The following is a 23,277-nucleotide window of genomic DNA, read 5'->3' as shown; positions in this document are numbered from 1 at the left end:
GGAGCATGACCACCACGAACACCGCACAGATGAGTGACGCCGAGGCCATGGACGACGGCGTCCGTCCCCAGGACGACCTCTTCCGCCGGTTCAACGGCACGTTCCTGCGCGAGCACGTCGTCCCCGCCGACCGCGCCCGCGACGGCTCCTTCACCGCCCTGCGCGACCTCTCCGAGGAGCGGGTGCGGGCGATCATCGACGACGCGGCGGCCGGCCGGGTCGCCGAGGGCAACCCCGACAACGCACGGAAGATCGGCGACGTCTACGCCTCCTTCATGGCCATCGAGCGGGTCGAGGCCCTGGGCACCGCCCCCCTGCGGGCCGACCTCGAGGCGCTCACCGCCGCCCGCGACCACGAGGCCCTCACCCGGGCGATGGGCGCCCTGCAGCCCACCGGTGTCGGCGGCGCCGTCGGCTACCAGGTGGACACCGACCTCAACGACCCCGAGCGGTACACCGTCTACTTCTGGCAGTCCGGTCTCGGCCTGCCCGACGAGTCCTACTACCGCGAGGACGTCCACGCGGCCACGCGGACCGCCTACGTCGCGCACGTGGCGGCGATGCTGGCCCTGACCGGTCTGGTGACCGAGGACGAGGCGATGGGCGCCGCCGAGCGTGTCATGAAGGTCGAGACCACCCTCGCCGCCGGGCACTGGGACAAGGTCCGCTCGCGGGAGGCCGACCAGCTCAACAACCCCATGACGTGGGAGGAGACGGTCGCGAGCGCGCCCGGCTTCGACTGGTCGCTGTGGCGGACCGCGCTCGGGGTCCCCGAGGGTGCGTTCGACCAGCTCATCGTGGCCATGCCCTCCTACGTCACCCACTTCGCCCGCTCGTGGGCCGAGACCGACGTCGACTCGCTGCGGATGTGGCTGATGTGGCACGTCGTCCACGCGCGGGCGCCGTACCTCCCCTCGGACGTCGTGGACGAGAACTTCGACTTCTACGGCCGCACCCTCACCGGTGCCGAGGAGCTGCGCGAGCGCTGGAAGCGCGGGGTCGCGCTGGTCGAGGGCGCCCTCGGGGAGGCCGTGGGCGAGCTCTACGTGGCGCGGCACTTCCCGCCCGCGCACAAGACCGCCATGCAGACCCTCGTGGCCGACCTCGTCGAGGCCTACCGCGAGTCCATCACCTCGCTGGAGTGGATGGGTGAGGAGACCCGCCGGCGGGCGCTGGCCAAGCTCGAGGCGTTCACCCCCAAGATCGGCTACCCGGACAAGTGGCGCGACTACTCCGCGCTGGAGGCCGACCCGACCGACCTGCTGGGCAACGTCCGCGCCGCCAACGTCTTCGAGGAGCGTCGCGACCTGGCCAAGCTGGGCAAGCCGATGGACCGCGACGAGTGGTTCATGCCGCCGCAGATGGTCAACGCCTACTACAACCCGACGATGAACGAGATCGTCTTCCCCGCCGCGATCCTCCAGCCGCCGTTCTTCGACCCCGACGCCGACGACGCCTGGAACTACGGCGGGATCGGCGCCGTCATCGGCCACGAGATCGGGCACGGCTTCGACGACCAGGGCTCGAAGTACGACGGCACCGGCCGCCTCACGGACTGGTGGACCGAGGACGACCGGCGCGAGTTCGAGTCCCGGACCAAGGCCCTCATCGCCCAGTACGACGCCTTCTCCCCCGCCCAGCTGGACGGGTCCCACCACGTGAACGGCGCCCTGACGATCGGGGAGAACATCGGCGACCTCGGCGGCCTGTCGATCGCGCTCAAGGCGTGCGAGATCGCCCTGCGCCGTCAGGGCCTGCCCGGCATCGACGCCGCGCCCGTGGTCGAGGGACTCTCGGGCCTGCAGCGCCTCTTCGCGTCGTGGGCGCGGATCTGGCGCGAGAAGAGCCGGGACGCGGAGGTCGTGCGCCTGCTGACCATCGATCCCCACTCCCCGGCGGAGTTCCGCTGCAACGGGGTGGTGCGGAACATGGACGCCTTCCACGAGGCCTTCGACGTCCGGCCCGGGGACGCCCTGTACCTCCCGCCGGAGGAGCGCGTGCGGATCTGGTGACCGGCCGCGACGCCGCCCCGCCGGCGGCGTCGCGGTGGGCCCCGGCGGCCACGAGCACGGTGCACCGCGGCCGAGATCGACGCTTCGCGGTGAGCGAGTAGGTCCGGGGCCGCTCGCTCACCCGGAACCCACGCGCTCACCCGAAACCCACGCGCTCACCCGAAAGCCACGCGCTCACGCGGCAACCGTCGAGATCGACGCTTCGGGGTGAGCGAGCAGGTCCGGGGCCACGCGCTCACCCGAAAGCCACGCACTCACCCGAAAGCCACGCGCTCACCCGAAAGCCACGCGCTCACCCGGCGGCCACCGGGCGTGACCCGCGGGGCGTCCGTCGTCAGGAGAGCGTGTAGCCGGCGCGGCGCACGGAGAAGGAGTACCCCGACTCGTCGTGCGTGCAGGTCATGCCGGTCTCGCTCGACTCGCACGTGAAGCCGTCCGCGCTCTCGGTCTGGCCGTAGTCGAGCACCGCGGTACCGGGGGAGACGGCGGGCGCCTGCCCGGAGGTGTCGCAGACGAGGGACGCGCCGTCCGCCGTCACCTGCAGGTAGTGCCCAACGGTCCCGTCGCAGGCACGGGTCTCGGCCTCGGGGATCTCCTCGGCGTAGTCGAACGCGACGATCCCGCACAGGGCCCGCTCGCCGTCGATGTCGCAGGCGATGTTGCCGCTGGGGCTGACGAAGTCGAAGGCGACGCCGGAGAGGTCCGTGCCGGCCGGGGGCGCCGTGCTCGCCTCGGACGTGCCGCTCGGGGCGGCGGTCCCGGTGGGCGTCGACCCGCCGTCGGCCCCGGCGGCCCCGGCGCCGTCGGCCGTCGACAGCCGCACCGCCAGCATGACGACGAAGGCAGCCACGAGCAGCAGGGACACGACCACCACCGCGATCTCGCCGCCGCTGAGCCTGCGCGCGCCTGCCTGTGCCATCTGCCCTCCTCGTTCCCGGGTTTGCCGGGAGGTCACGCTACGCCATGGGCCTGACGCCCCTCCGGTCCCGCTCGAGGTCCCGCCGACGGGTGAGCGGTCGCCGTCAGTCGAAGACCGGGCCGCTGGTGCGGCTGCGCTTGAGCTCGTAGAAGCCGGGCGTCCCGGCCACCAGCACCGCGCCGTCCCACAGCCGTCCGGCCGCCTCGCCGCGCGGTGCCGGCGTCACGACCGGACCGAAGAAGGCGACGCCGTCGACGGCGACGACCGGGGTGCCGACGCCGGTACCGACCAGGTCGATCGCCCGCTGGTGAGACGCGCGCAGGGCGTCGTCGTGCTCGTCCGAGGTGGCGAACCGCGCCAGCTCGGCGGGCAGCCCGACCTCGGCGAGCGCCTCGTCGATGACGGCGCCCGGCTCCCCGCCGCGCCCGCCGGGGTGGATGCGGGTGCCGAGGGCGTCGTAGAGGGGCTTGACGACCTCCGGTCCGTGGAGCTCGCGGGCGGCGTTGACCACCCGCACCGGTCCCCACCGGCCGCCGGCCTCGCCGTCGTCAGGGTCGTCGTTGAGGACGGCCAGGCTCATCACGTGCCAGCTCACCTCGATGTCACGGACGTTCTCCACCTCCCCCATCCAGCGGGAGGTCATCCAGGCCCAGGGGCACAGGGGGTCGAACCAGAAGTCGGCGCGGTGGGTCTCGGTCATGGGGCCATCCTGCGTGACGCCACCCCGCGCCCGCACGTCGGTCCACGCGCCGGGCGGTATTGGGCTCGGCCCGGACGGCTCCCGGATGGCAGGATCGTCGTCGGCGCGCACTGCGCCGGCGGTGCGCGTCCTGGCGCGCCGGGAGAGGGTCGCCACGGCGGCCCGGACGAAGGAGACCCATGCCCGGAGAGAACCTCACCCGCGCCGAGGCCCAGGAGCGGGCCGGGATCGTGACGACGTCCACCTACGACGTCGCGCTGGACCTGACGCGTGGCGAGCGCGTGTTCGGCTCGACGACGACGATCCGCTTCGCCGGCCGCGAGGGCGCGAGCACGTTCGTGGACCTCATCGCCGAGTCGGTCGAGGAGATCACCCTCAACGGCGCCCCCGTGGCCACCTCCGCGTTCGCCGACTCGCGAATCGCCCTGACCGACCTCGCCGCGGACAACGAGCTCGTCGTGGTCGCCACGTGCCGCTACATGAACACCGGCGAGGGTCTGCACCGCTTCGTCGACCCGGTGGACGAGGAGGTCTACCTCTACACCCAGTTCGAGGTGGCCGACTCACGCCGCGTATTCGCCGTCTTCGAGCAGCCCGACCTCAAGGCCACGTTCACGTTCACGGTCACGGCCCCCGAGCACTGGACCGTGGTGTCCAACAGCCCGACCCCCGACCCGGAGCCGGCCGGTGAGGACGTGGCCACGTGGCGCTTCGCGCCGACGGACGTCATCTCCTCCTACCTCACGGCGATCATCGCCGGGCCGTACTCGCGATTCACCGGCGAGCTGGTCTCCACCGACGGCCGCACCATCCCCCTGGGGGTCTACGCCCGCGCCTCCCTGGCCCGGTACGTCGACGCCGAGGAGATCATGGACATCACACGGGCCGGGTTCGCCTTCTACGAGGTCGCGTTCGACCGGCCCTACCCCTTCGCCAAGTACGACCAGCTCTTCGTGCCCGAGTTCAACGCCGGGGCCATGGAGAACGCAGGCGCGGTGACGTTCCTCGAGAACTACGTCTTCCGCTCCAAGGTGCCCGAGGCCACCGTCGAGCGCCGGGCCGTGACGATCCTCCACGAGCTCGCCCACATGTGGTTCGGCGACCTGGTGACCATGCGCTGGTGGAACGACCTGTGGCTCAACGAGTCCTTCGCGGAGTACGCCTCCCACCTGGCCACCGCCGAGGCGACCCGCTGGACGAGCGCCTGGACGACCTTCTCCTCCCTGGAGAAGTCCTGGGCCTACAACCAGGACCAGATGCCCTCGACCCATCCCATCGTGGCGCCCATCAACGACCTCGAGGACGTCGAGGTCAACTTCGACGGCATCACCTACGCCAAGGGTGCCTCGGTCCTCAAGCAGCTCGTCGCGTGGGTCGGCAGCGAGGCGTTCCTCGCGGGCCTGCAGCGCTACTTCGCCAAGCACGCCTTCGCCAACACCGAGCTCACCGACCTCCTCACCGAGCTCGAGACCACCTCCGGCCGCGACCTGACGGCGTGGTCGCAGGTGTGGCTCGAGCAGGCCGGCGTCACCCTGCTGCGCCCGGAGATCGAGGTCGACCAGGAGGGGACGGTCACCTCCTTCGCGGTGCTCCAGGAGGCGCCCGCCGAGCACCCGACGCTGCGCCCGCACCGGCTGGTCGTCGGCGGCTACGACGTCGTCGGGGACCGGCTCGAGCGGCGGCTGCGCGTCGAGCTCGACGTTGACGGCGACCGGACGGAGGTGCCCGAGCTGGTCGGCGACCGCCGGCCGGACCTGGTCCTGGTCAACGACGAGGACCTCGCGTACGCCAAGGTCCGCCTGGACGAGGCCTCCCTGGCGACGGCGCGGGCGCACCTTGGCGGGTTCGCCCACTCCCTGCCCCGCGCGCTCGTGCTCGCCTCGGCCTGGGACACCACCCGGGACGGCGAGTGGCCGGCCCGGGAGTTCACCGAGCTCGTGCTCGCCGCGATCCCCGGCGAGTCCGACTCCTCCGTGGTCCAGGTGCTGCTCCGCCAGCTCGCGACCGCGGTGGGGTCGTACTCGGCACCGGCGACGCGCACCGACCTCGCCGAGCGTGTCGCGGACCGTCTCCTCACGCTCGCCCGCAGCTCGCGCGGGGGGTCGGACACCCAGCTCCAGCTGGTCCGGGCACTCGCCCAGCACGCCGTGACCACGGAGCAGCTCGACGTCCTCGCCGGCCTGCTCGACGGGACCGTGGACCTCGACGGCCTCGAGGTCGACACCGACCTGCGCTGGACCCTCCTGCAGGGCCTGGTCGCGGGCGGGCGCGCCGATGCCGCGCGCATCGACGCCGAGCTCGGCCGTGACGCCACGGCCACCGGGCACCAGCAGGCGGCCCGGGCCAGGGCGGCGATCCCCACCGCCGAGAACAAGGCGGCCGCCTGGGCCGACGTCGTCGACTCCGACGCGCTGCCGAACGCCGTGCAGTCCAACGTCATCGGCGGGTTCTCCCAGCTCCACGACCGGGGGCTCCTCGTGCCGTTCGCCGGGCGCTACTTCGACGCCCTGGAGACGGTGTGGCGCGAACGCACCAACGAGATGGCGCAGAACATCGTCGTCGGCCTGTACCCGCACAAGCTCGCCGGGCTCGCCGGTGAGCACGGCGTCGACGTCGTCGCGCTCACCGAGCAGTGGCTGGCCGACCACCCCGCCGCGCCCCCCGCGCTGCGCCGCCTGGTGGTGGAGAACCTCGACGCCGCCCGCCGTGCGGTGCGGGCCCAGGCCGCGGACGCCGCCGGCGGGGCGGTCGCGACCGCCTGAGCGGGCGCGCGGCGAACCGGCCGGCGGGTCGTCCCGCCGGCCGGTTCGCCGCAACCACCCTGGGCCGCGCCGGGCGCGGCTCGCTCGTGCGTCCTAGCGGAGGTCCTCGATGTCCTCGGCGATGGTGTCCGCCTGCGGGCCCACCACGACCTGCACGGCGGCGCCCTGCTGCACGACGCCGAAGGCGCCCGCGGCCTTGAGCGCCGCCTCGTCCACCTTGGACGGGTCCTCCACCTCCACGCGGAGGCGGGTGATGCACGCCTCGAGGTCGAGGACGTTCGCGTCCCCGCCGAGTGCCGCGAGGATCTGCTCGGCCTGACTCATCTTTTCGCTCCTGTCGTCACTGCCGGCGGGCGACGGGAACATCCGTGCGGCCGTGCGCGCCGTGCCGGGCCGTGCGGCCCGTCATGCTGATGACACCCTGCGCACGGGGGCGTGTCAACCGCGACCCGCCGCGTCAGTCCGCCAACCGGTCGTCGTCGCCCATGGCGGCACGCACCGCGGCCACGAGGGAGAGCAGCCGGGCCGACCCCGGCAGGTCCTCGACCATGACCACGCGCTCCGCGCCGTCGGCGAGCGGGACCTTCCAGTTCGGGTACTCGGTGTCGGTCCCGGGCTGGTTCTGCGCACGCCGCTCGCCGACCGCGTCGGTGAGGGAGACGCCCACGAGGACGGCCGGGGTGCGCACGACGTAGGCGTGCAGCGCCTCGACGAGCTCGCGCTCCGTGGGGTCCGCCCCGACCAGCTCGTGCTCGCGCAGGCGCGCGACCATGCGCTCGCGCTCGAGCCGTGCCTCGGCCCGCACCTCATCCACCGGGGTGGTGAGCAGCCCGAGGCGCTCGCGCAGGTCCACGTGCTCCTCGGCGAGGTAGCCGGCCACCGGGGGCAGGTCGTGGGTGTCGACCGTGGCCAGGACGAGGTCGCGGTAGTCCCCCGGCTCGAGGGGCCAGCCGGCGGAGTCCTTCTCGAACCACAGCACGGACGTGCCCAGGACCCCGCGCTCGGCCAGGTAGCCACGGACCCACGGCTCGACCGTCCCGAGGTCCTCACCGATGACGACGGCGCCGGCGCGGTGGGCCTCGAGGAGGAGCACCCCGACCATCGCCTCGTGGTCGTAGCGCACGTACGTGCCCTCGCCGGCGCCCATGCCGTCCGGGATCCACCACAGCCGGAACAGGCCGAGGATGTGGTCGACCCGCACCGCCCCGGCGTGGCGCAGCACCGTACGGGCCATCTCCCGCAGCGGGGCGTAGGCCGTGCGGGCCAGGGCGTCGGGCCGCCAGGGCGGCTGGTGCCAGTTCTGGCCCTGCTGGTTGTACATGTCCGGGGGCGCGCCCACGCCGATCCCCAGGGCGAAGGCCTCGCGCTGGGACCACGAGTCGGCGCCGTCGGGGTGGACGCCCACGGCGAGGTCGTGCATGACGCCCAGGCCCATCCCGGACTCCTTGGCGACCTGCTGGGCGTGGGCGAGCTGGGAGTCCGCCACCCACTGCAGCCAGGCGTGGAAGTCCACGCGGTCGGCGAGCTCGCGGCGCTCCCGGGCGGCGAAGGGCGAGCGCGCGTCCGCGAGCTCCTCGGGCCACGCCCTGCCCGCGTACTTCTCCTGCAGCGCGCACCACAGGGCGAAGTCCTCCAGCCCCTGGCCCTCCTCCGCACGGAACCGGTCGAGGGAGCGCTGGCGTGACCGGGACCGGCCCGCCGCGTGGACGACCTCGAGCGCCCGCAGCTTCGCCGCCCAGGAGGCGTCGCGGTCGAGCGGCTCGTTGGTCGTGTTCGCCGGCCGGACCTCCTGGGCGGCCCACTCCACCAGGGCCCGCTGGGGCCCGGTGAGGTAGGCGGTCTCGGGGATGTCCTCGGGGCGGATGTACAGGGGGTTGAAGAAGCGGCGGCTGACCGGCAGGTACGGCGAGGGCGTCATGTGCCCGGTTGTCTCGGCCGCGTGGAGGGGGTTGATGAGGAGGAAGTCCGCGCCGACGTCACCGAAGAACGCGGTCAGCTCGGCGAGGTCGGCGAGGTCCCCCACCCCCCACGAGGTGGCCGAGCGGACGGAGTACAGCTGCGCCATGACCCCCCAGCCGCGGTCGGTGGCCAGGGTGGGTGCCTCCAGGGCGGCGGGGGTGACGGCGAGCGGCGCCGTCGCCCGGCTGCCGCCCTCGACGTCGGCGACCAGCTCGTGCCAGCCCAGCGGCAGGTCCGCGGGCAGGACGAACGTCGCCCGGCCGGTGCGCACGCCGTCGACGTCGCGCGGGGCGGTCCACACCTCGCGCTGGGTGAGGTCCCAGCGGCGGCCGTCCTCGACCGCGACGTGCACCCGCACGGCGGTGCCGTCGGGGACGTGCACGGCCAGGTCGTGCTCGCGCCCGGCCGACACGACGACGGACGGCGGGAGGGTGGCCCGCCACGGGGCGACATCGATCTCCGCCAGCGCCGCCTCCGCCGCCTCCTCGGTGGCGGCGTCGACGCCGAGCGCGGCAAGCACCGCACGGATGGTCGGTGCACCGACGGTCCGGTGGTGTCCCGTGAAGTCCCAGAAGTCCGTGGCGACGCCCAGGGCGTCGGCCAGCCGGTGCAGGGACGGTCCGGGGGCCTCGACGGCGGCCGGGTCAGTCATCTCGCTCCTCACGTCGCGAGGGCCGGTCGGTCGCCCTCGTCGCGAGACGATCCTGCCAGAGGCTGCCGCCCGCGCCCGCCGGGGCGCACCGGGCGACGCCTCAGAGCATGGCGCCGATCGCCTCGGCCAGGTCGTCCGCCTCGGGACCGACGACGATCTGGACGATGCGGCCGGAGCGGACCACGCCGAACGCGCCCGTGGCCTTGAGGTCGCGATCCCCCACCGCCGCCGGGTCGCGGACCTCCACCCGCAGGCGGGTGATGCACGGCTCGACGTCGACGACGTTCGCGGCACCTCCCAACGCGGTGAGGATGTCTTCGGCCTTGGTCATCGTCGGTGCCTCCGGGCGTCGTCGGTCGTCAGGTGTGACCGGGGTCTCGGTCCGGGGAGAGCCTACCTGCGCCGGGCGCCCCCGCGGCAGGGGCGGCATGATGGTCGCCGACGAGGGAGGATCGCCATGAACGACCAGCCGGGCCTGCGGGCCCCCGTCCGTGACCTGCAGGGCGTCGGCGTCAGTCCGGGCCTCGCCGCCGGGCCCGTGGCGCAGCTGGGCGCGCCGCCCGCCGAGCCGTCTCGCGGCACCCTGCCCGCGGGGGCCGACGTCGAGGCCGAGGCCGACCGGGTCCGCGCCGCCGCCGAGGAGGTCGCCGCCGGGCTCGAGACCGCGGCAGCGACCGTGGAGGGGCAGGCCCGCGAGCTGCTCGAGACCACCGCGCAGATGGCGCGGGACCCCAGCCTCGTCAAGACCGCCGCCCGCCGGGTCCGCGCGGACCGGCTCACCGCCGCCCGCGGGGTGTGGGAGGCGGCCGGGACGGTCGCCGAGCAGCTGCGCACCCTGGGCGGGTACATGGCCGAGCGCGCCCAGGACGTCACCGACGTGCGCAACCGGATCGTCGCCGTCCTGACCGGCACGGCGCTGCCGGGCGTGCCCACCCGGCCCGAGCCGTTCGTCCTCGTGGCGCAGGACCTCGCGCCCGCCGACACCGCCCTCCTCGACCCCGCCCGGGTGCGGGCGATCGTCACCGCCGAGGGCGGCCCGACGTCCCACACCGCCATCCTCGCCCGCTCCCTGGGCATCCCCGCGGTCGTGGCCCTCGCCGGGGCGCTCGACGCGCTGCCGGAGGGCCGGGCCGTCCTCGTCGACGGCGGGGCCGGGACCGTGCGGCTCGACCCGGGCGCCGACGACCTCGAGCGGGCCGCCGCCGCCGCGGGACGCCAGCGGAGCTTCGACGGGCGCGGTCGCACGGCCGACGGGCACGAGGTGGCGCTCCTGGCCAACGTCGGCGACGCCCGCGGGGCGGCGGCCGCGGCCGCCGCCGGCGCGGAGGGCATCGGCCTCTTCCGGACGGAGTTCTGCTTCCTCGACCGTGCCGAGGAGCCCTCGGTCGCCGACCAGACCGCCGCCTACCGCGAGGTGCTGGCCCACTTCCCCGGTCGGAAGGTGGTCGTGCGGACCCTCGACGCCGGCGCGGACAAGCCGCTGCCGTTCCTCACCGACACCGCCGAGGCGAACCCCGCCCTCGGGGTGCGCGGACTGCGTACCGCCCGCCGCTCCCCCGCCGTCCTGGACCACCAGCTCGAGGCGATCGCGGCCGCCGCCGCGGCCGAGGAGGCGCAGGTCTGGGTGATGGCGCCGATGGTGGCGACGGTGGCCGAGGCCGAGAGCTTCGTGGCCGCGTGCGCCGCCCACGGCCTCGACCGGGCGGGGGTCATGGTCGAGGTCCCCGCCGCCGCCCTGCTGGCGGGGCCGATCCTCGCCCGGGCCCACTTCGCCTCCGTCGGGACCAACGACCTCACCCAGTACGTCATGGCGGCGGACCGGCTCCTGGGGTCCCTCGCCGACCTCTCCGACTCCTGGCAGCCCGCGGTGCTGCGACTGGTGGAGGAGACCTGCCGGGGCGGTGCGCAGCAGTCCCGGCCGGTGGGTGTGTGCGGGGAGGCCGCCGCGGACCCCGCCCTCGCCGTCGTCCTCGTGGGCCTGGGCGTCGCGACCCTGTCCATGACCCCGCGAGCCATCCCCGACGTCGCTGCCGTCCTGGCGGCCACGGACCTGCAGCGCTGCCGCGAGCTCGCCCGCGCCGCCGTGGACGCCGAGTCCGCGGAGGAGGCCCGCGCCCGGGTGCGGGCGGGCCTGCCGGTCCTGGCGGAGCTCGGGCTGTAGAACGGTCCGCCCGCCGGACGGGAGGCGGACCGCCGGCCCGCCGGCCGGGGAGCCGGTCCGCCCGCGCGGCGCCACGGGACGGGCGACCGCCGTGCACCTGGGAGAATGGGAGCCGTGAGCACCGAACCCCTGGACATGGACTCGCTCTTCGCCGCGATGGGCGGCCACGAGACCTTCGCGCGCCTGGTGAAGCGGTTCTACGCGGGCGTGCGCACCGACGAGCTGCTCGCCCCGATGTACCCGCAGGACGACTGGGAGGGCGCGGAGGACCGGCTCCGGATGTTCCTCGAGCAGTACTGGGGCGGTCCCACCACCTACTCCGAGCGCCGCGGGCACCCGATGCTGCGCCGTCGCCACATGCCGTTCACCGTGACCCCGACAGCGCGCGACCGCTGGCTCGCCCACATGCGGGTGGCGGTCGACGAGCTCGCCCTGCCGGCCGAGTCGGAGGCCCTGCTGTGGGACTATCTCGTCCGGGCCGCCCACGCCATGGTCAACACGGACGGCCCCGGCCGGACCCCCCTGATCTGACGGCGACCCGCCGTCGCACCACCGCGAGGAGAGCGTCGATGCCCGACGAGGTCGAGCACGCCGAGCACGCCGACGGCGTCACCGAGACCCTCGACGTCCCGCAGAGCGACGTCGAGCCGATGGCCACGGTCCTGCGCATCCTGCGCCTGGGCCGCCTCGGCCCCGACCGGTTCACCGGCACGTCGCTGCCGCAGCTCAGCGGCCGGATCTACGGCGGACAGGTGCTCGCGCAGTCCGTGCTGGCCGCCCACGCCACGCTCCCGGCCGACGGCGCCCGCCAGCTCCACTCGGTCCACGGGTACTTCCTGCGGCCCGGGAAGGTGGACCTGCCGATCAGCTTCGCCGTCGAGCGGCTCCATGACGGCCGGTCCTTCAGCACGCGCCGCACCCACGCCCTGCAGCAGGACAAGCCGATCCTCTCGCTCATCAGCTCCTACCAGGAGGACCAGCCCGGCCGCGACCACGCCTCCACGGCCCCGGCCGCGCCGGACCCGGAGACGCTGCGCAGCGCCATCACGCTCTTCGGCGAGATCGACCACCCGGTCGCGAAGTTCATGTCCTCGATCGCGGCGTTCGACATCCGCCACGTCGACCAGGACGTGTACCTGCGCCCGGCCGGGTCGGCGGAGCGGACCCAGATGCTGTGGATGCGCGCGCGGTCCCCGCTGCCGGCCGGCCTCACCCAGCTCCAGCACCGCGCGCTGCTCGCCTACGCGTGCGACCAGGTGCTCCTCGAGCCGGTCCTGCGCCGGCACGGGCTGTCCTGGCGCACCCGGGGCCTCAGCGTCGCCAGCCTGGACCACTCGATGTGGTGGCACCGCGACGTCGCCGTCGACGACTGGCTCCTCTTCGTCCAGGACTCCCCCAGCGCCCAGGGCGGGCGGGGCCTCGGTACCGCCCAGGTCTTCGACCGGGCCGGCACGCACGTGGCCACCATCGCCCAGGAAGGCATGGTCCGGGTGCCCGACGACGACGGCGCCGGGTCCGCCCGCGCCACGAACGAGGGTGCCGCGCCCGAGACGCCCGCCGACGGCGAGTGGCGTCGACCCTCGCTGCGCTGACGACGCGCGGCGCACAGCGGTGGCCCCCCCCCGTCGGGGGGCCACCGTTGCGGGTCAGCCCAGGGTGTCCGCCCGTACCGACACCTCGCTGACCGTGCCGGCCTCCACCTGCACGAAGGTCGACGCGGTGCCCTCGGCACCCTCCTCGACGACCTGGACGCGGTAGCGCCCGGGGGCGAGATCGACCGCACCGAACCAGCCGGTGCCGTCGGTGCGCACCCGGACCACCTCGCCGGGTCCGGCGACCGGGTGCAGGACGACGTCGACCTGGTCCGCCACCGTGCCGTCACGCAGCGCCACGGAACCCGACACGGTGCCGGTGGTGGGCTGGGTTTTCCAGGTCATCTCCGGCACGACGACGTCCTCCGCGAGCACGTCCGCGCGCAGGGCGTCGACGAGCGCGGCCCGCTGGGCGTCCTTGAACGCCAGGTCGCCCGAGGCGGTGGCGGCCATGGTGGGGTTGGCGTAGGAGTAGCCCATCCACCCGTCGAGCCCGAGATCGACCACTTCCTGCGCCTGCGCGACGGAGTCCTCGATGCCGTTGAGGTACAGCGCGGGCCCGGAGACGACGTGCCGGTCCGCCCGGTACTCGGCCAGCGCCTCGTTCCACTCGGTGAACATCTTCGCCTGGTCCGGGTTCCAATTCCGCTTGTAGTTCATCGCGGTGACGGTGTCGACGATGCCCTCGTCGAGCCAGCCGCGCCAGTCCTGCATGACGTTGGTGTAGGGCCGGGTGCCCTCCCAGCCGCCGTACGTCTGCGGGCCGTAGGCGTAGGTGATGCCGTTGATGCTCAACCGGTCGCTCGGGTCCACCTCGTACATGTTCACGAAGATCTTCCGGACGAGGTTGGACACCTGGTCGCGACGCCAGTCGCTGAACGCGGCGTCGTCGGGCGCGGGGACCTCGGTGGTGCCGGTCTCCTCGGCGAACCGGGCGAGCGAGACCTCGGAGTAGCCCCAGTCGTTGACGAACTCGCCTCCGTTGTAGTCGGGGTAGCGGATGTAGTCGAGGTTGACGCCGTCGACGTCGTAGTTCGCGGTGATCGAGGTGACCGCGTCGACGACGTAGTCCACCGCGGCGGGGTTCGCCGGGTCGATGAAGGTGTTGTTGCCGATCTTCTCGGCGCCGTCGACGCGCTTGTTCAGCCAGCGGTCCCCGCCCTCGGCGTCGAGGCCGTGGGCGTTGAACGCGTGCTCCGGTGACGTCGGCGCGGTGGCCGAGTTCCACAGGGTCGTGGCGTTGACCCACGCGTGGACCTCGATGCCCGCGGCGTGCGCCTGCTCGACGACCTCGGCGAGCGGGTCGTACGGCGCGGGGTCGATCCTGGCGTCGGTACGCGGGTAGAGGGCCTCGTTGCAGAAGCAGTCGAACCGCCGGCCCACCTGGACCACGAGCGCGTTGGCCCCGAGGTCCTGAGCCTCGGTGACCAGCCCGCTGACCTGGTCGGCGTCGTAGATGCCCTCGTTGAAGGCGTCGACCCAGTAGCCGCGCCACTGCTCCGTGGCGCCGGCAGCCTCAGGCTGCGTGGTCTCGGCCACGGCGGGTGCCGCGGCGAGTGCGGGCAGGAGTGCAAAACCCCCCAGTGCGGCGATCGTCCTCGCGGTCGGTCGTCTCATCGTCTTGCTCCTTCTTCTCGTCTCGTGTGCGTGGCGCCGTCGCGCGTCGTCGGGCGACGGGGCCCGGGGGTCTGATCCCCCTCAGCCGGCCTCCTCTCCTGGTGCGGGGCGTGACCCGTTCGGGCCGCGTCCCCGGGCGGCGAGGCTGCGGTCACGCACGGCCTCGCGGGTGACCTCCAGCGCGCGGCGGCTCGCGTCGTAGGTGCGTTGAGCCACCGCCACGAACACGCAGTCGACGACCGTCAGCTGCGCGAGCCGGGAGGCGGTCGCACCCGACCTGAACGTGGTCTCCCGCGCCGCGGTCAGCAGGACGTGGTCGGCGTCGGCGGCGATGCGGGAGCGGGGGGCGTTGGTGATCGCCACGGTCGTGGCGCCGTTGCGCCGGGCGATGGACAGCGCGTCGACGGTGTCGATGGTCATGCCGCTGTGGGACACCCCGATCGCGACGTCGCCGGGGCCGAGCAGCGCCGCCGAGGTGAGCGCGAGGTGGGCGTCGGTGAAGGAGAAGGCCACCTGGCCGATCCGGTGGAGCTTCTGCTGCAGGTCCGCCGCGACGATCCCGGACGCGCCCACCCCGTAGACGTCGGTGCGGCCGGCGCGGACGACCGCCTCGGCGACCGCCTCGAGCGCCGGCACCGACAGCGCCCGGGCGGTGTCCTCGACCGCGCGCGCGTCGGCGAAGGCGATCTTGGCCACGACCGAGGCGAGGTCGTCCCCCTCGGCAATGTCCCCGGCCACCGCCGCCGGCCCGCCCTCGGAACGGCCGAGCTCCGCGACGAGCTCCATCCGGAACTGCCGGTACCCGTCGAGGCCCGCCTCCTGGCACAGGCGCACGATGGTCGACTGCGAGGTCCGGCCCTCCTCGGCCAGCTGGGTGATGGTGAGGCCGGCCGCCCGCTCGGGGTCGTGCAGGACGAGCTCGGCCACCCGCCTCGTGGAGGGCTGGAGCTGGGGCAGCAGGCCCCGCAGGCGTACGGTCAGCGGTGCGCTCACCGGGCCACCACCCCGAGTGCCGCGACGGCGGCGCGGACGCCGGCGGGATCGCCGGACCGGTCCGCGTCCGGCGGATGGGCCTCGACGGCGCGCGCGGCCTCGTCGGCCGAGCAGCCCGCCAGCAGGGCGACGAGCGCGGTCCGCACCCGGCCGCGGGCCTCCTCCAGGACCTCGGCACACCTGTCCGGTGGGGCACCGGTGGCCTGGACGAGCATCCGGACCGTCCTGGCCCTGAGCTTGTCGTTTGTGGGCAGCACCTCGATCATGAGGTTGGAGTAGGTCTTCCCGAGACGCACCATCACGGCGGTCGAGAAGGCGTTGAGGACGAGCTTCTGCGCCGTCGCGGCCTTCATCCGCGTCGAGCCGGTGACGACCTCGGGCCCGGTGTCCAGGAGCACCGCGATGTCGACCCCGGCAGCCAGGGGTGCCGCGGGGTTCGTCGAGACCAGCGCTGTGACCGCGCCGAGCTCGCGGGCGGCCGCGAGGGCCCCGGCCACGAAGGGGGTGCGGCCACTGGCGCTGAGGCCGACGACGAGGTCGCCGGCCGCGACCTCCGCGGTGACCGCCCGGCCGGCGTCGACGTCGTCCTCGGCCCCCTCCACCGCGCGGGTCATCGCGCTCGGGCCGCCGGCGAGGTGCGGGAGGACGGTCTCCTCCCCGACGTCGTAGGTGGGCCGCAGCTCGACGGCGTCCAGCACGCCGAGGCGTCCCGAGGTCCCGGACCCGACGTAGTGGATCCGACCACCGCGCCGCACCGCCGCCACGCCGGCCTCGGCGAGCGCGCCCACCTGCTCGGCGGCCGCCTCCACGGCCGTGAGGACCGCACGGTCCTCGGCGAGCACGAGCGACACGACCTCACGCGTCGGGAGCTGGTCGATCATCGCGGTGCGCGGGTTGCGCTCCTCGGTGGGCGAGCGCAGGCTGAGCACGTCCCGCCAGTCGCTTCCGGACCGGGTCATGGCTGCTCCTCGAGGATCTGCAGGCGCGAGACGGGCACGGTCGCCGGCTCGCACGGTGCTGGGGCGGGCGGGGTCAGGGACCCCAGGACCACGGGCCGCGCGGCCCCGGTGCACCGGGGACCGTCGGGCCGGTCGAGCCGGCGCGGCGCTGTCCCGGGCAGGCCCCGCACCGCGAGGTAGCCGAGGACGGCGAAGAGGTAGGCCTCCTTGGCGTCGCCGTCCAGACCGAGCGAGGTGGCGGTGACCACCCCCGGCAGGAGCTCGCGGAGGCGGCTCATGAGGACGCGGTTGTGGGCGCCGCCACCCGAGACCACGACCCGCGCCACGCCGCGGACCTGCGCGGCGATCGTGCGGGCGGTGAGCTCGGTGAGGGTCGCGAGGAGGTCGGGCCCCGTCGGCGAGTCGGGCAGCGCGGCCAGGCGCTCGGCGACGTAGCCGGCGTGGAAGTGCTCCCGCCCGGTGCTCCGGGGCAGTGGCTGGGCGTAGAACGGGTCCGTGAGCAGCAGGTCCAGCGCGCGCCGATCGACCGTGCCGGTTGCGGCGAGCTCGCCGCCCGCGTCGTAGGGCCGGCCGTCGAACGCCCGCGCAGCGGCGTCGATCAGGCAGTTGCCGGGTCCGGTGTCGCCGGTGACGACGTCGGCGCCGCCGAGCAGGGTGACGTTCGCGATCCCGCCGACGTTGAGCGCGGCGGTGGCGGTGCCGCCGAGCCAGAGCTGGTCGAGGAGGCTGACCAGCGGCGCGCCGTGGCCGCCCGCGGCGATGTCCGCGGTGCGCAGGTCGTGGACGACGGGGAGACCGCAGCGGGCGTGGATCCACGCCGGTGCACCCACCTGGAGCGTGCCCCGGGCGCGGCCGTCACGCACCCAGTGGAAGAGGGTCTGCCCGTGCGAGACGACGAGCTCGGCGGGCCCGAGGCTCTCCGACGCCGCTGCCGCGGCGTCACCGAAGGCCTGGCCGACGAGGGTGTCGAGCGCGCACCACTCCCCCGCGCCCGGCAGCGCGGGCGGCAGCGCGGCGACGATCCGCTTGCGCAGCTCCTCGGGCCAGGGGACCTCGGCATGGCCGAGCGGACGCATGATCAGGGTCCCCTCGGCGTCGGTCAGGTCGGCGAGGGCGACGTCGATGGCGTCCACGGACGTCCCGGAGGAAAGGGCGAGCACCCTCACGGCCCCACCACCAGGTCGAGGGCGGCCTCGGCGTTGGCCCGGCCGACACCGTGGGCCAGCACCAGGTGCTCGGCGTCCGGCGCCGCCGGTGCGGTGCCGCCGTGGATGACCACGGTATCGGGACGCGCGGCCAGGACCGCCGCGAGGCTCCGGCCCTCGTCCGCGTCGGCGAGCGGCTCACGGGTGAGGACGACGAGCGGGCGGTCGGGGTCGGCGGGGACGTCCTCACCGCGCAGCACGACGAGTGTGCCGGGGCGGCGGCGGGCGAGCTCGGTGGCGAGGGCCGGGGAGGTGCGGCCGGCCGCGTGGTTGAGGCGGCGTCGCAGGTCCAGCAGCACCGGCACGCCGCTGCGCCGCACCTGCCCCCGGACGGCCACCGCCCGGCGGGCGGTCTCCGCGCCGACGACGGCGAGGGCGGCCTCCGCGTCGGCGACCGCGCGGCGCAGCTGCTCCCCGTCGGCAGTGGCCGGCACGCTCGCGGGTGCCTCGGCTGCGGACCGCCGGCGCAGCCGGGCGTGACGGGAAGCGGAGGTCGTGAGCCGGTCGGGCTCGAGCCGGCCCGCGACGACGGCGTCGGTGAGCGCGCTCACCGCGGTCTCCAGGATGGCGCGGTCGTCGCGCCCGACCGTGGTGCCCAGGCACAGCAGGTCGGCCCCCGCCTCGAGCGCCCGCACGCAGGCCTCGCCGAGGCCGGGGTCGTCGGCGACGGCACCCATGTCGAGGGCGTCGGTGATGACGGGGCCGTCGAACCCGCCCCCGAGGGCGCGCGCGAGGCGGGTGACGGCCGGCTCCAGGCTCGCGGGCGCGGGGCCGAGGGCCGGGACGCGGACGTGTGCGGTCATCACCGCGTCCAGACCGGCTCGCACGGCGGCGTGGAACGGCGGGAGGTCGCGTCGTTCGAGGGTCGCCACGTCCGCGTCGACGACGGGCAGGCCGACGTGGGAGTCCACGGTCGTCGCACCGTGCCCCGGTAGGTGCTTGCCGCACGCGGCGACCCCCGCGGCGTGCAGGCCCGCCACCAGGGCGGCCCCGTGGCGGCCGACGAGGTCGGGGTCCGCACCGAAGGAGCGCACCCCGATGACGGGGTTGCGCGGCTCGGACGCCACGTCGAGGACCGGGGCGAGGTCGAGGTCCACCCCGGCGAGCCGCAGGAGCTCCCCGAGCGCGGAGCCGGTCCGGCGGGTGAGGTCGGGGTCGTCGACGACGCCCAGCGCCGCGGCGCCCGGCAGCGACGAGCCGTCCCGGGCCTGCAGACGCGAGACGTCGCCGCCCTCCTCGTCGATCGCGACGAGCACCGGCCCCGCCGCGCGCAGGGCGTCGGTCAGCGCACGGGTGGTGACCACGTCCGGGGAGTTGCCGGCGAAGAGGACAACGCCGGCGAGGCCGTCGCGGACCGCCTCGAGCAGCCAGGTGGGTGGGGTGCTGCCCGTGAAGCCGGGGGCGAGCACGCCCAGGACCAGCCGTCTCACCTCGGACCGGTCCGGGTGCCGGGTCGTGATGCCCATCAGCCCTTCACCGCCCCGGCCGCGAGTCCGGAGGAGAGGTTGCGCTGGACCAGGGTGAAGAACACGACGACGGGCAGCGTGATGAGCGTCGAGGCGGCCATGACGGCGCCCCAGTCGGCGGTGTTCTGGCCGAAGAACTTCTGGAGGCCGATCGCCACGGTGTACCGGTCGGAGTCCTGCATGAACGTCAGGGCGAAGATGAACTCGTTCCAGGCCGTGATGAAGGCGAAGACGCTCGTCGCCACGAGACCGGGGGCCACCAGGGGCAGCAGCACCGACCGGAACATCCGGCCCCACGAGGCGCCGTCGACGTAGGCCGCCTCCTCGATCTCCTTGGGGACCGCGGCGACGAAACCCCGCAGCGTCCACACCGCGAACGGCAGGGAGAAGGCGAGGTAGACGATGACGAGCCCGAGGAGCGAGTTGAGCATCTGGAGGTCGCGGGCCTGGAGGAACAGCGGGATGACCAGGGCCTCGAGCGGGACCATCTGGACCACGAGGATCATGACGAGCATCGCCTTGCGCAGCGAGAACTCGAATCGTGCGACCGCCACCGCCGCGAGGAGCGCGACGAGAGCCGAGACGAGGACCGTGCCGGTGGCTACGAGCACGGAGTTGCGGATGTACACGGCGAACCCGCCCTGGTCGAGGACCCGGTCGAAGTGCGCCCAGGTCAGGTCCGCCGGGAACAGCGACGATCCCCGGGTGGCGGCGTCGGCGTCGATGGCCGTGGTGAACATCCAGTACGCCGGGAAGAGCGAGAACACCAGCAGGGCGACGATGCCGGCGGCGCGGCCGGCGCGGGCGAGAGGGGCGCGGCCGTTCACAGGTCCTGCTCCTTGAAGACGGTGCGGGTGTACACGACGGTGACGGCGAGCAGGATGAGCGTCAGCAGGACCGCGATCGCCGAGCCCATGCCGTACTTGCCCTGGGCGAAGGACTGGAGGTAGCTCCACACCCCGAGGTTGTAGACGTCGGGGTTGCCGCCGTTGCCACCGGGCATGAGGTAGATCTGGGTGAAGACCTTGAAGTCCCAGATCGTCGACAGGATGGTGACCACGGCGAAGACGGGCCGCAGCATCGGGACCGTGATGTTCCAGAACCGGCGCCACGCTCCCGCTCCGTCGATCCGGGCCGCCTCGTACAGCTCGACGGGCACCGTCATGAGGCCCGCGAGGACGGTGATGGCGATGAACGGGAACCCGTGGTGGACGACGTTGAGGGTGGCGATGGCGTAGAAGGGGACCCGGTGCGCGAACCAGTTGACGGTACCCGCCTCGATGAGCCCCACGTCGGCCAGCACGCTGGCGACGAGCCCGTTGAGCGGGTCGAAGATCCACACCAGCACGTAGGTGCCGGTCACGGCCGGGACCGCCCAGGCGACCATGATCGCCGTCGAGCACAGCACCCGCCATCTCGTGCTCAGGGTGTTGAGGAACAGCGCGACGAGCGTGCCGAGGGTCACCGTCAGGGTGACGCACACCAGCGCGAATCCCACGGTGTTGGGGAGCACGGTCTGCCACAGGTACGGCGAGGAGAGGATCTCGGCGTAGTTGGCCCAGCCGACCGGGTTGGTCGTGCCGGCGGCCAGCTCCCGCAGGCCGTAGTCCTGGAAGGAGAGCTGGACGACCCGGACGAGGGGCACGAGGAGCAGCACGCCCAAGAGCACCAGGGCCGGGCTGAGCAGCAGCCACGCCCGCACGGTGGCGCGCCGGCGACGGCGCCGCGCGTTGCTCCCGGCGCCGCCGCCTCCCGCCGCGCGCCCCGTCCCGGACGGCGCGACGGCCGCTCGGGACGGGGCCTGCTCGATCATCACTCGGCGGCGGCGAAGGTCTCGTCCATCTGCGCGGCGGCCGTCTCGGCGGCCTCCTGCACCGAGGCGCTGCCGGAGAGGATGGACTGGAGCATCGTCTCGACCGTCTTCGCGCCCTGGATCTGGCCGAAGAGCGGGGTGACCGGCATGGCCCGGCCGCCCTCGAGCATCTGCTGGGCGAACGGCGCGACCATGGGGTCGTCGGTGGCGGCGATCTCCTCCATGAGACTGGCCTGGCCCGGGAAGAAGCCGGACTGCTCGGCCCACTGCTGCGCGAACTCGCCGGTGCCCATCATCTCGACGAACTCCCACGCGAGGTCGGGGTTCTCCGCGTCGGAGAACACCCCGAGGTGGGACCCGCCCAGGAAGGAGCCGGCCACGCCGCCGTCCTTCGCCGGGATCGGGAACGCGGCGACCTTCTCGACGAGGTCCGGGGCGTCCTGGGCGATGCGGCCCGGCGTCCAGCTGCCCGCGATGACCATGCCGACGTCGCCCTGCATGAAGGCCTCGAGGACCGCGGCCTCGTTCCAGGTGGTGGCGGCCGCCGTCGACGAGTCGTGCTCGAGCGCGAGGCCGGTGTAGAAGTCCAGGCCCTCGACTGCCTCGGGAGCGCTGATCTCGGACGCCCAGGCGTCCCCCTCCTGGGAGGCGATCTCGCCGCCGGCACCCCAGATCCACGGGTAGGCGCCGTACTGGCTGTCACCGGGGATCGGGAAGGGGATGACGTCGGGCTGGCTCGACCTGATCGCCTCGACCGCGGCGACCAGCTCCTCCCACGACTGGGGCGGCTCCTCGATGCCGGCGGCATCGAAGATCTCGGTGTTGTAGATCATCGAGCGCACCCCGGCGTACCAGGGCATCCCGTAGAGGCCGCCGTCGTAGGTGCCCGCCTCCACGAGCCCCTCGACCAGGTCGCCGTCCAGGCCCGCCTCGGTGATCCGCGGGCTGAGGTCCTCCAGCGCGCCGATCTCGGCGAACTCCGTGGTCCAGGTGGTACCCACCTCGGCGACGTCCGGTCCGGTCCCGCCGGCGATGGAGGTGACGAACTTGTCGTGCGCGCTCGCCCACGGCTGGAACTCGACGTTGAGCGTGGCACCCGTGCGCTCCTCGAAGGCTGCGCCCACCTCCTCGAAGAAGGCCGATCCGTCGGGGTTGGTGCCCTCCATGATCCAGACGTCCAGCGTCTCCCCGGCGTAGGCCGGGCCCTCCTCCGCGGTGCCGCTCTCGGCGGAGCCCGCCTCGGTCTCGGTGCCGCCGGAGCTGCCGCACGCCGCGAGGGTCAGCGCGACCGTCACCATCGCCGCCGCACCAGAAACTCGTCGCCTCATGCCTGTCTCCCTGTTCGTGTCGCGGGCTCCGTTGCGCCGCGGACTGCTGGTTGGATGTGGCCAGGACATCCCGGGAACTTTTCTCCCTAGACTGTCTGCGGATGGAAAGTTACCACCCAAACGTGATCGAGGGAACAACCGGCATGATCGAGGTCGTCATCGGCGTGGACGTGGGTGGCACCTCGTCGCGCGTGCTCGTCGCCGGCGCCGACGGCCAGCCGCTGGTCCGCCGCCGGGGGCCCGGCGCCAGCTTCCGCTCCTCCGCGCCCGGCGACGCGTTGGGAACACTGGTCCGGGGTGCGGCTGCCGACCTCCGCGCCGCTCTCGACGGGGCCCCGTGGCGGGTGGTCGGCGTCGTCGCCGGCCTCACCGGGGCAGGGCCGGCAGGCCGCACCCGGGCGCGCGCGCTGCTCGACGACGCGGTCGCCGCGGCGCACCTGCCCGGGGATCCCGTGCCGGAGCTGCGCAGCGACCCCGAGATCGCCTTCGCCGCCGCGGCGCCTTCCGGGGAGGGCAGCCTCCTGCTCGCCGGCACCGGCGCGGTGGCGTGCCGCATGGCGGACTTCGCCCCGATCGCCCGGAGCGACGGACTGGGCTGGCTGCTCGGGGACGTCGGGTCGGGGGTGTGGCTGGGTCTGGCCGGGCTCCGGGCCGCAGCGGCGGCCCTCGACGGTCGGGGTCCCGTCACCCGGCTCGTCGCCGCGGCCGCGGCCCACACCAGCGACCACGGCGCGGACGGAACCGGTGATCCCCGGCAGGACATCGTCCGCCTCGTCGACATGTCCACCCCTGCCGAGCTCGGCCGCTTCGCCCCGGCTGTCACCGCCGCCGCCGCCGCCGGCGACGAGGTCGCCGGGCGCATCGCGGCGGAGGCGGCCGCGGCGCTCCTCACCACGTTCGGGGCGGTGGACCGGGGCGGCACCGTGGTGCTCGCCGGATCGGTGCTCCTCTCCCCGGGCCCGGTCCGCGACACGGTGCGCACCGCGCTCGCCCGGCGGGACGTCCGCGAGGCTGCGGAGCCCGTCGTCGGTGCCGTCGCCCTCGCCGCGCGCCGGGCGGGGTGGCCGCCGCTCGGCCCCGGCGAGCTCGCGGGCCGGGCCCGCTGAACGGGCGTCCGCGTCGCGCGGCCCCCACACTGT

At 74.2% G+C, this 23,277-nt stretch carries 19 protein-coding genes; 6 read left to right on the top strand and 13 right to left on the bottom strand.

The window, feature by feature from the left end; translation table 11 throughout:
• Positions 1–5 precede the first annotated feature (5 nt).
• Positions 6–2,012, top strand: coding sequence for a M13 family metallopeptidase (locus EDD32_RS11135; RefSeq protein WP_123917503.1), 2,007 nt, complete (start codon positions 6–8; stop codon positions 2,010–2,012).
• 334 nt (positions 2,013–2,346) lie between these two features.
• Here EDD32_RS11135 and EDD32_RS18820 read toward each other — a convergent pair whose 3' ends face one another.
• Together EDD32_RS18820 and EDD32_RS11125 are read right to left on the bottom strand one after the other, a co-directional pair.
• Positions 2,347–2,931: a hypothetical protein gene (locus EDD32_RS18820; RefSeq protein ID WP_170175271.1), complete on the bottom strand. Its 585-nt coding sequence runs from the start codon at positions 2,929–2,931 to the stop codon at positions 2,347–2,349.
• A gap of 103 nt (positions 2,932–3,034) precedes the next feature.
• A complete protein-coding gene (locus tag EDD32_RS11125) occupies positions 3,035–3,631 on the bottom strand; it encodes a mycothiol-dependent nitroreductase Rv2466c family protein (RefSeq protein ID WP_123917501.1) in 597 nt (198 codons plus the stop codon).
• A gap of 179 nt (positions 3,632–3,810) precedes the next feature.
• Between EDD32_RS11125 and pepN the strand changes: the two genes are divergently transcribed.
• The gene (gene pepN / locus EDD32_RS11120; protein ID WP_123917499.1) at positions 3,811–6,393 is read left to right on the top strand and encodes an aminopeptidase N; all 2,583 of its coding nucleotides are present in this window, start codon (positions 3,811–3,813) and stop codon (positions 6,391–6,393) included.
• A 93-nt stretch (positions 6,394–6,486) separates the two neighbouring features.
• On the opposite strand, the gene EDD32_RS11115 is transcribed toward pepN, so the two are convergent.
• From EDD32_RS11115 to EDD32_RS11105, 3 genes are all read right to left on the bottom strand, one after another.
• Positions 6,487–6,717 (bottom strand): PTS sugar transporter subunit IIB, encoded by a 231-nt coding sequence (locus EDD32_RS11115; RefSeq protein ID WP_123917497.1) that lies wholly within the window; start codon positions 6,715–6,717, stop codon positions 6,487–6,489.
• 133 nt (positions 6,718–6,850) lie between these two features.
• Positions 6,851–9,004: a 4-alpha-glucanotransferase gene (malQ, locus tag EDD32_RS11110; protein WP_123917495.1), complete on the bottom strand. Its 2,154-nt coding sequence runs from the start codon at positions 9,002–9,004 to the stop codon at positions 6,851–6,853.
• Between the two features lie 100 nt (positions 9,005–9,104).
• Positions 9,105–9,335, bottom strand: coding sequence for a PTS sugar transporter subunit IIB (locus EDD32_RS11105; RefSeq protein WP_123917493.1), 231 nt, complete (start codon positions 9,333–9,335; stop codon positions 9,105–9,107).
• Between the two features lie 126 nt (positions 9,336–9,461).
• Between EDD32_RS11105 and ptsP the strand changes: the two genes are divergently transcribed.
• From ptsP to EDD32_RS11090, 3 genes are all read left to right on the top strand, one after another.
• The gene (ptsP, locus tag EDD32_RS11100) at positions 9,462–11,165 is read left to right on the top strand and encodes a phosphoenolpyruvate--protein phosphotransferase (RefSeq protein WP_123917491.1); all 1,704 of its coding nucleotides are present in this window, start codon (positions 9,462–9,464) and stop codon (positions 11,163–11,165) included.
• 105 nt (positions 11,166–11,270) lie between these two features.
• Positions 11,271–11,696 (top strand): globin, encoded by a 426-nt coding sequence (locus tag EDD32_RS11095; protein WP_123917489.1) that lies wholly within the window; start codon positions 11,271–11,273, stop codon positions 11,694–11,696.
• Between the two features lie 38 nt (positions 11,697–11,734).
• Complete coding sequence (locus EDD32_RS11090) at positions 11,735–12,757, top strand: acyl-CoA thioesterase (RefSeq protein WP_123917487.1); 1,023 nt, start codon at positions 11,735–11,737, stop codon at positions 12,755–12,757.
• A gap of 54 nt (positions 12,758–12,811) precedes the next feature.
• Here the strand turns inward: EDD32_RS11090 and EDD32_RS11085 are convergent, their stop codons facing one another.
• The 8 genes from EDD32_RS11085 to EDD32_RS11050 form a co-directional block, all read right to left on the bottom strand.
• Positions 12,812–14,374, bottom strand: coding sequence for a family 10 glycosylhydrolase (locus EDD32_RS11085; protein WP_123917485.1), 1,563 nt, complete (start codon positions 14,372–14,374; stop codon positions 12,812–12,814).
• Between the two features lie 81 nt (positions 14,375–14,455).
• On the bottom strand, positions 14,456–15,367 hold the full coding sequence (locus tag EDD32_RS11080) for a MurR/RpiR family transcriptional regulator (RefSeq protein WP_123917483.1): 912 nt from the start codon (positions 15,365–15,367) through the stop codon (positions 14,456–14,458).
• Complete coding sequence (locus EDD32_RS11075) at positions 15,364–16,326, bottom strand: N-acetylmuramic acid 6-phosphate etherase (RefSeq protein WP_123917481.1); 963 nt, start codon at positions 16,324–16,326, stop codon at positions 15,364–15,366. Before EDD32_RS11075 ends, EDD32_RS11080 begins: the two co-directional genes overlap by 4 nt.
• Positions 16,323–17,492: an anhydro-N-acetylmuramic acid kinase gene (locus tag EDD32_RS11070; protein ID WP_123917479.1), complete on the bottom strand. Its 1,170-nt coding sequence runs from the start codon at positions 17,490–17,492 to the stop codon at positions 16,323–16,325. Before EDD32_RS11070 ends, EDD32_RS11075 begins: the two co-directional genes overlap by 4 nt.
• Positions 17,489–18,997 carry a glycoside hydrolase family 3 N-terminal domain-containing protein gene (locus EDD32_RS11065; RefSeq protein ID WP_123917477.1) on the bottom strand — a complete coding sequence of 503 codons (1,509 nt, stop codon included), beginning with the start codon at positions 18,995–18,997 and terminating at the stop codon, positions 17,489–17,491. Before EDD32_RS11065 ends, EDD32_RS11070 begins: the two co-directional genes overlap by 4 nt.
• Positions 18,997–19,824 carry a carbohydrate ABC transporter permease gene (locus EDD32_RS11060; protein WP_246006092.1) on the bottom strand — a complete coding sequence of 276 codons (828 nt, stop codon included), beginning with the start codon at positions 19,822–19,824 and terminating at the stop codon, positions 18,997–18,999. The genes EDD32_RS11065 and EDD32_RS11060 overlap by 1 nt, the downstream gene beginning before the upstream one ends.
• Positions 19,821–20,810 (bottom strand): carbohydrate ABC transporter permease, encoded by a 990-nt coding sequence (locus EDD32_RS11055; RefSeq protein WP_123917475.1) that lies wholly within the window; start codon positions 20,808–20,810, stop codon positions 19,821–19,823. Before EDD32_RS11055 ends, EDD32_RS11060 begins: the two co-directional genes overlap by 4 nt.
• Positions 20,810–22,138 carry a sugar ABC transporter substrate-binding protein gene (locus tag EDD32_RS11050; RefSeq protein ID WP_123917473.1) on the bottom strand — a complete coding sequence of 443 codons (1,329 nt, stop codon included), beginning with the start codon at positions 22,136–22,138 and terminating at the stop codon, positions 20,810–20,812. Before EDD32_RS11050 ends, EDD32_RS11055 begins: the two co-directional genes overlap by 1 nt.
• Before the next feature lie 122 nt (positions 22,139–22,260).
• Here EDD32_RS11050 and EDD32_RS11045 point away from each other — a divergent pair, with 122 nt between their 5' ends.
• The gene (locus EDD32_RS11045) at positions 22,261–23,244 is read left to right on the top strand and encodes a BadF/BadG/BcrA/BcrD ATPase family protein (RefSeq protein WP_170175270.1); all 984 of its coding nucleotides are present in this window, start codon (positions 22,261–22,263) and stop codon (positions 23,242–23,244) included.
• Positions 23,245–23,277: the final 33 nt, after the last annotated feature.

The sequence above is a fragment of the Georgenia muralis genome, assembly GCF_003814705.1.
Lineage (GTDB): Bacteria > Actinomycetota > Actinomycetes > Actinomycetales > Actinomycetaceae > Georgenia > Georgenia muralis.
The sequence above is the reverse complement of the archived record's forward strand: the minus strand, read 5'-3'. Positions and strand labels throughout refer to the sequence as shown.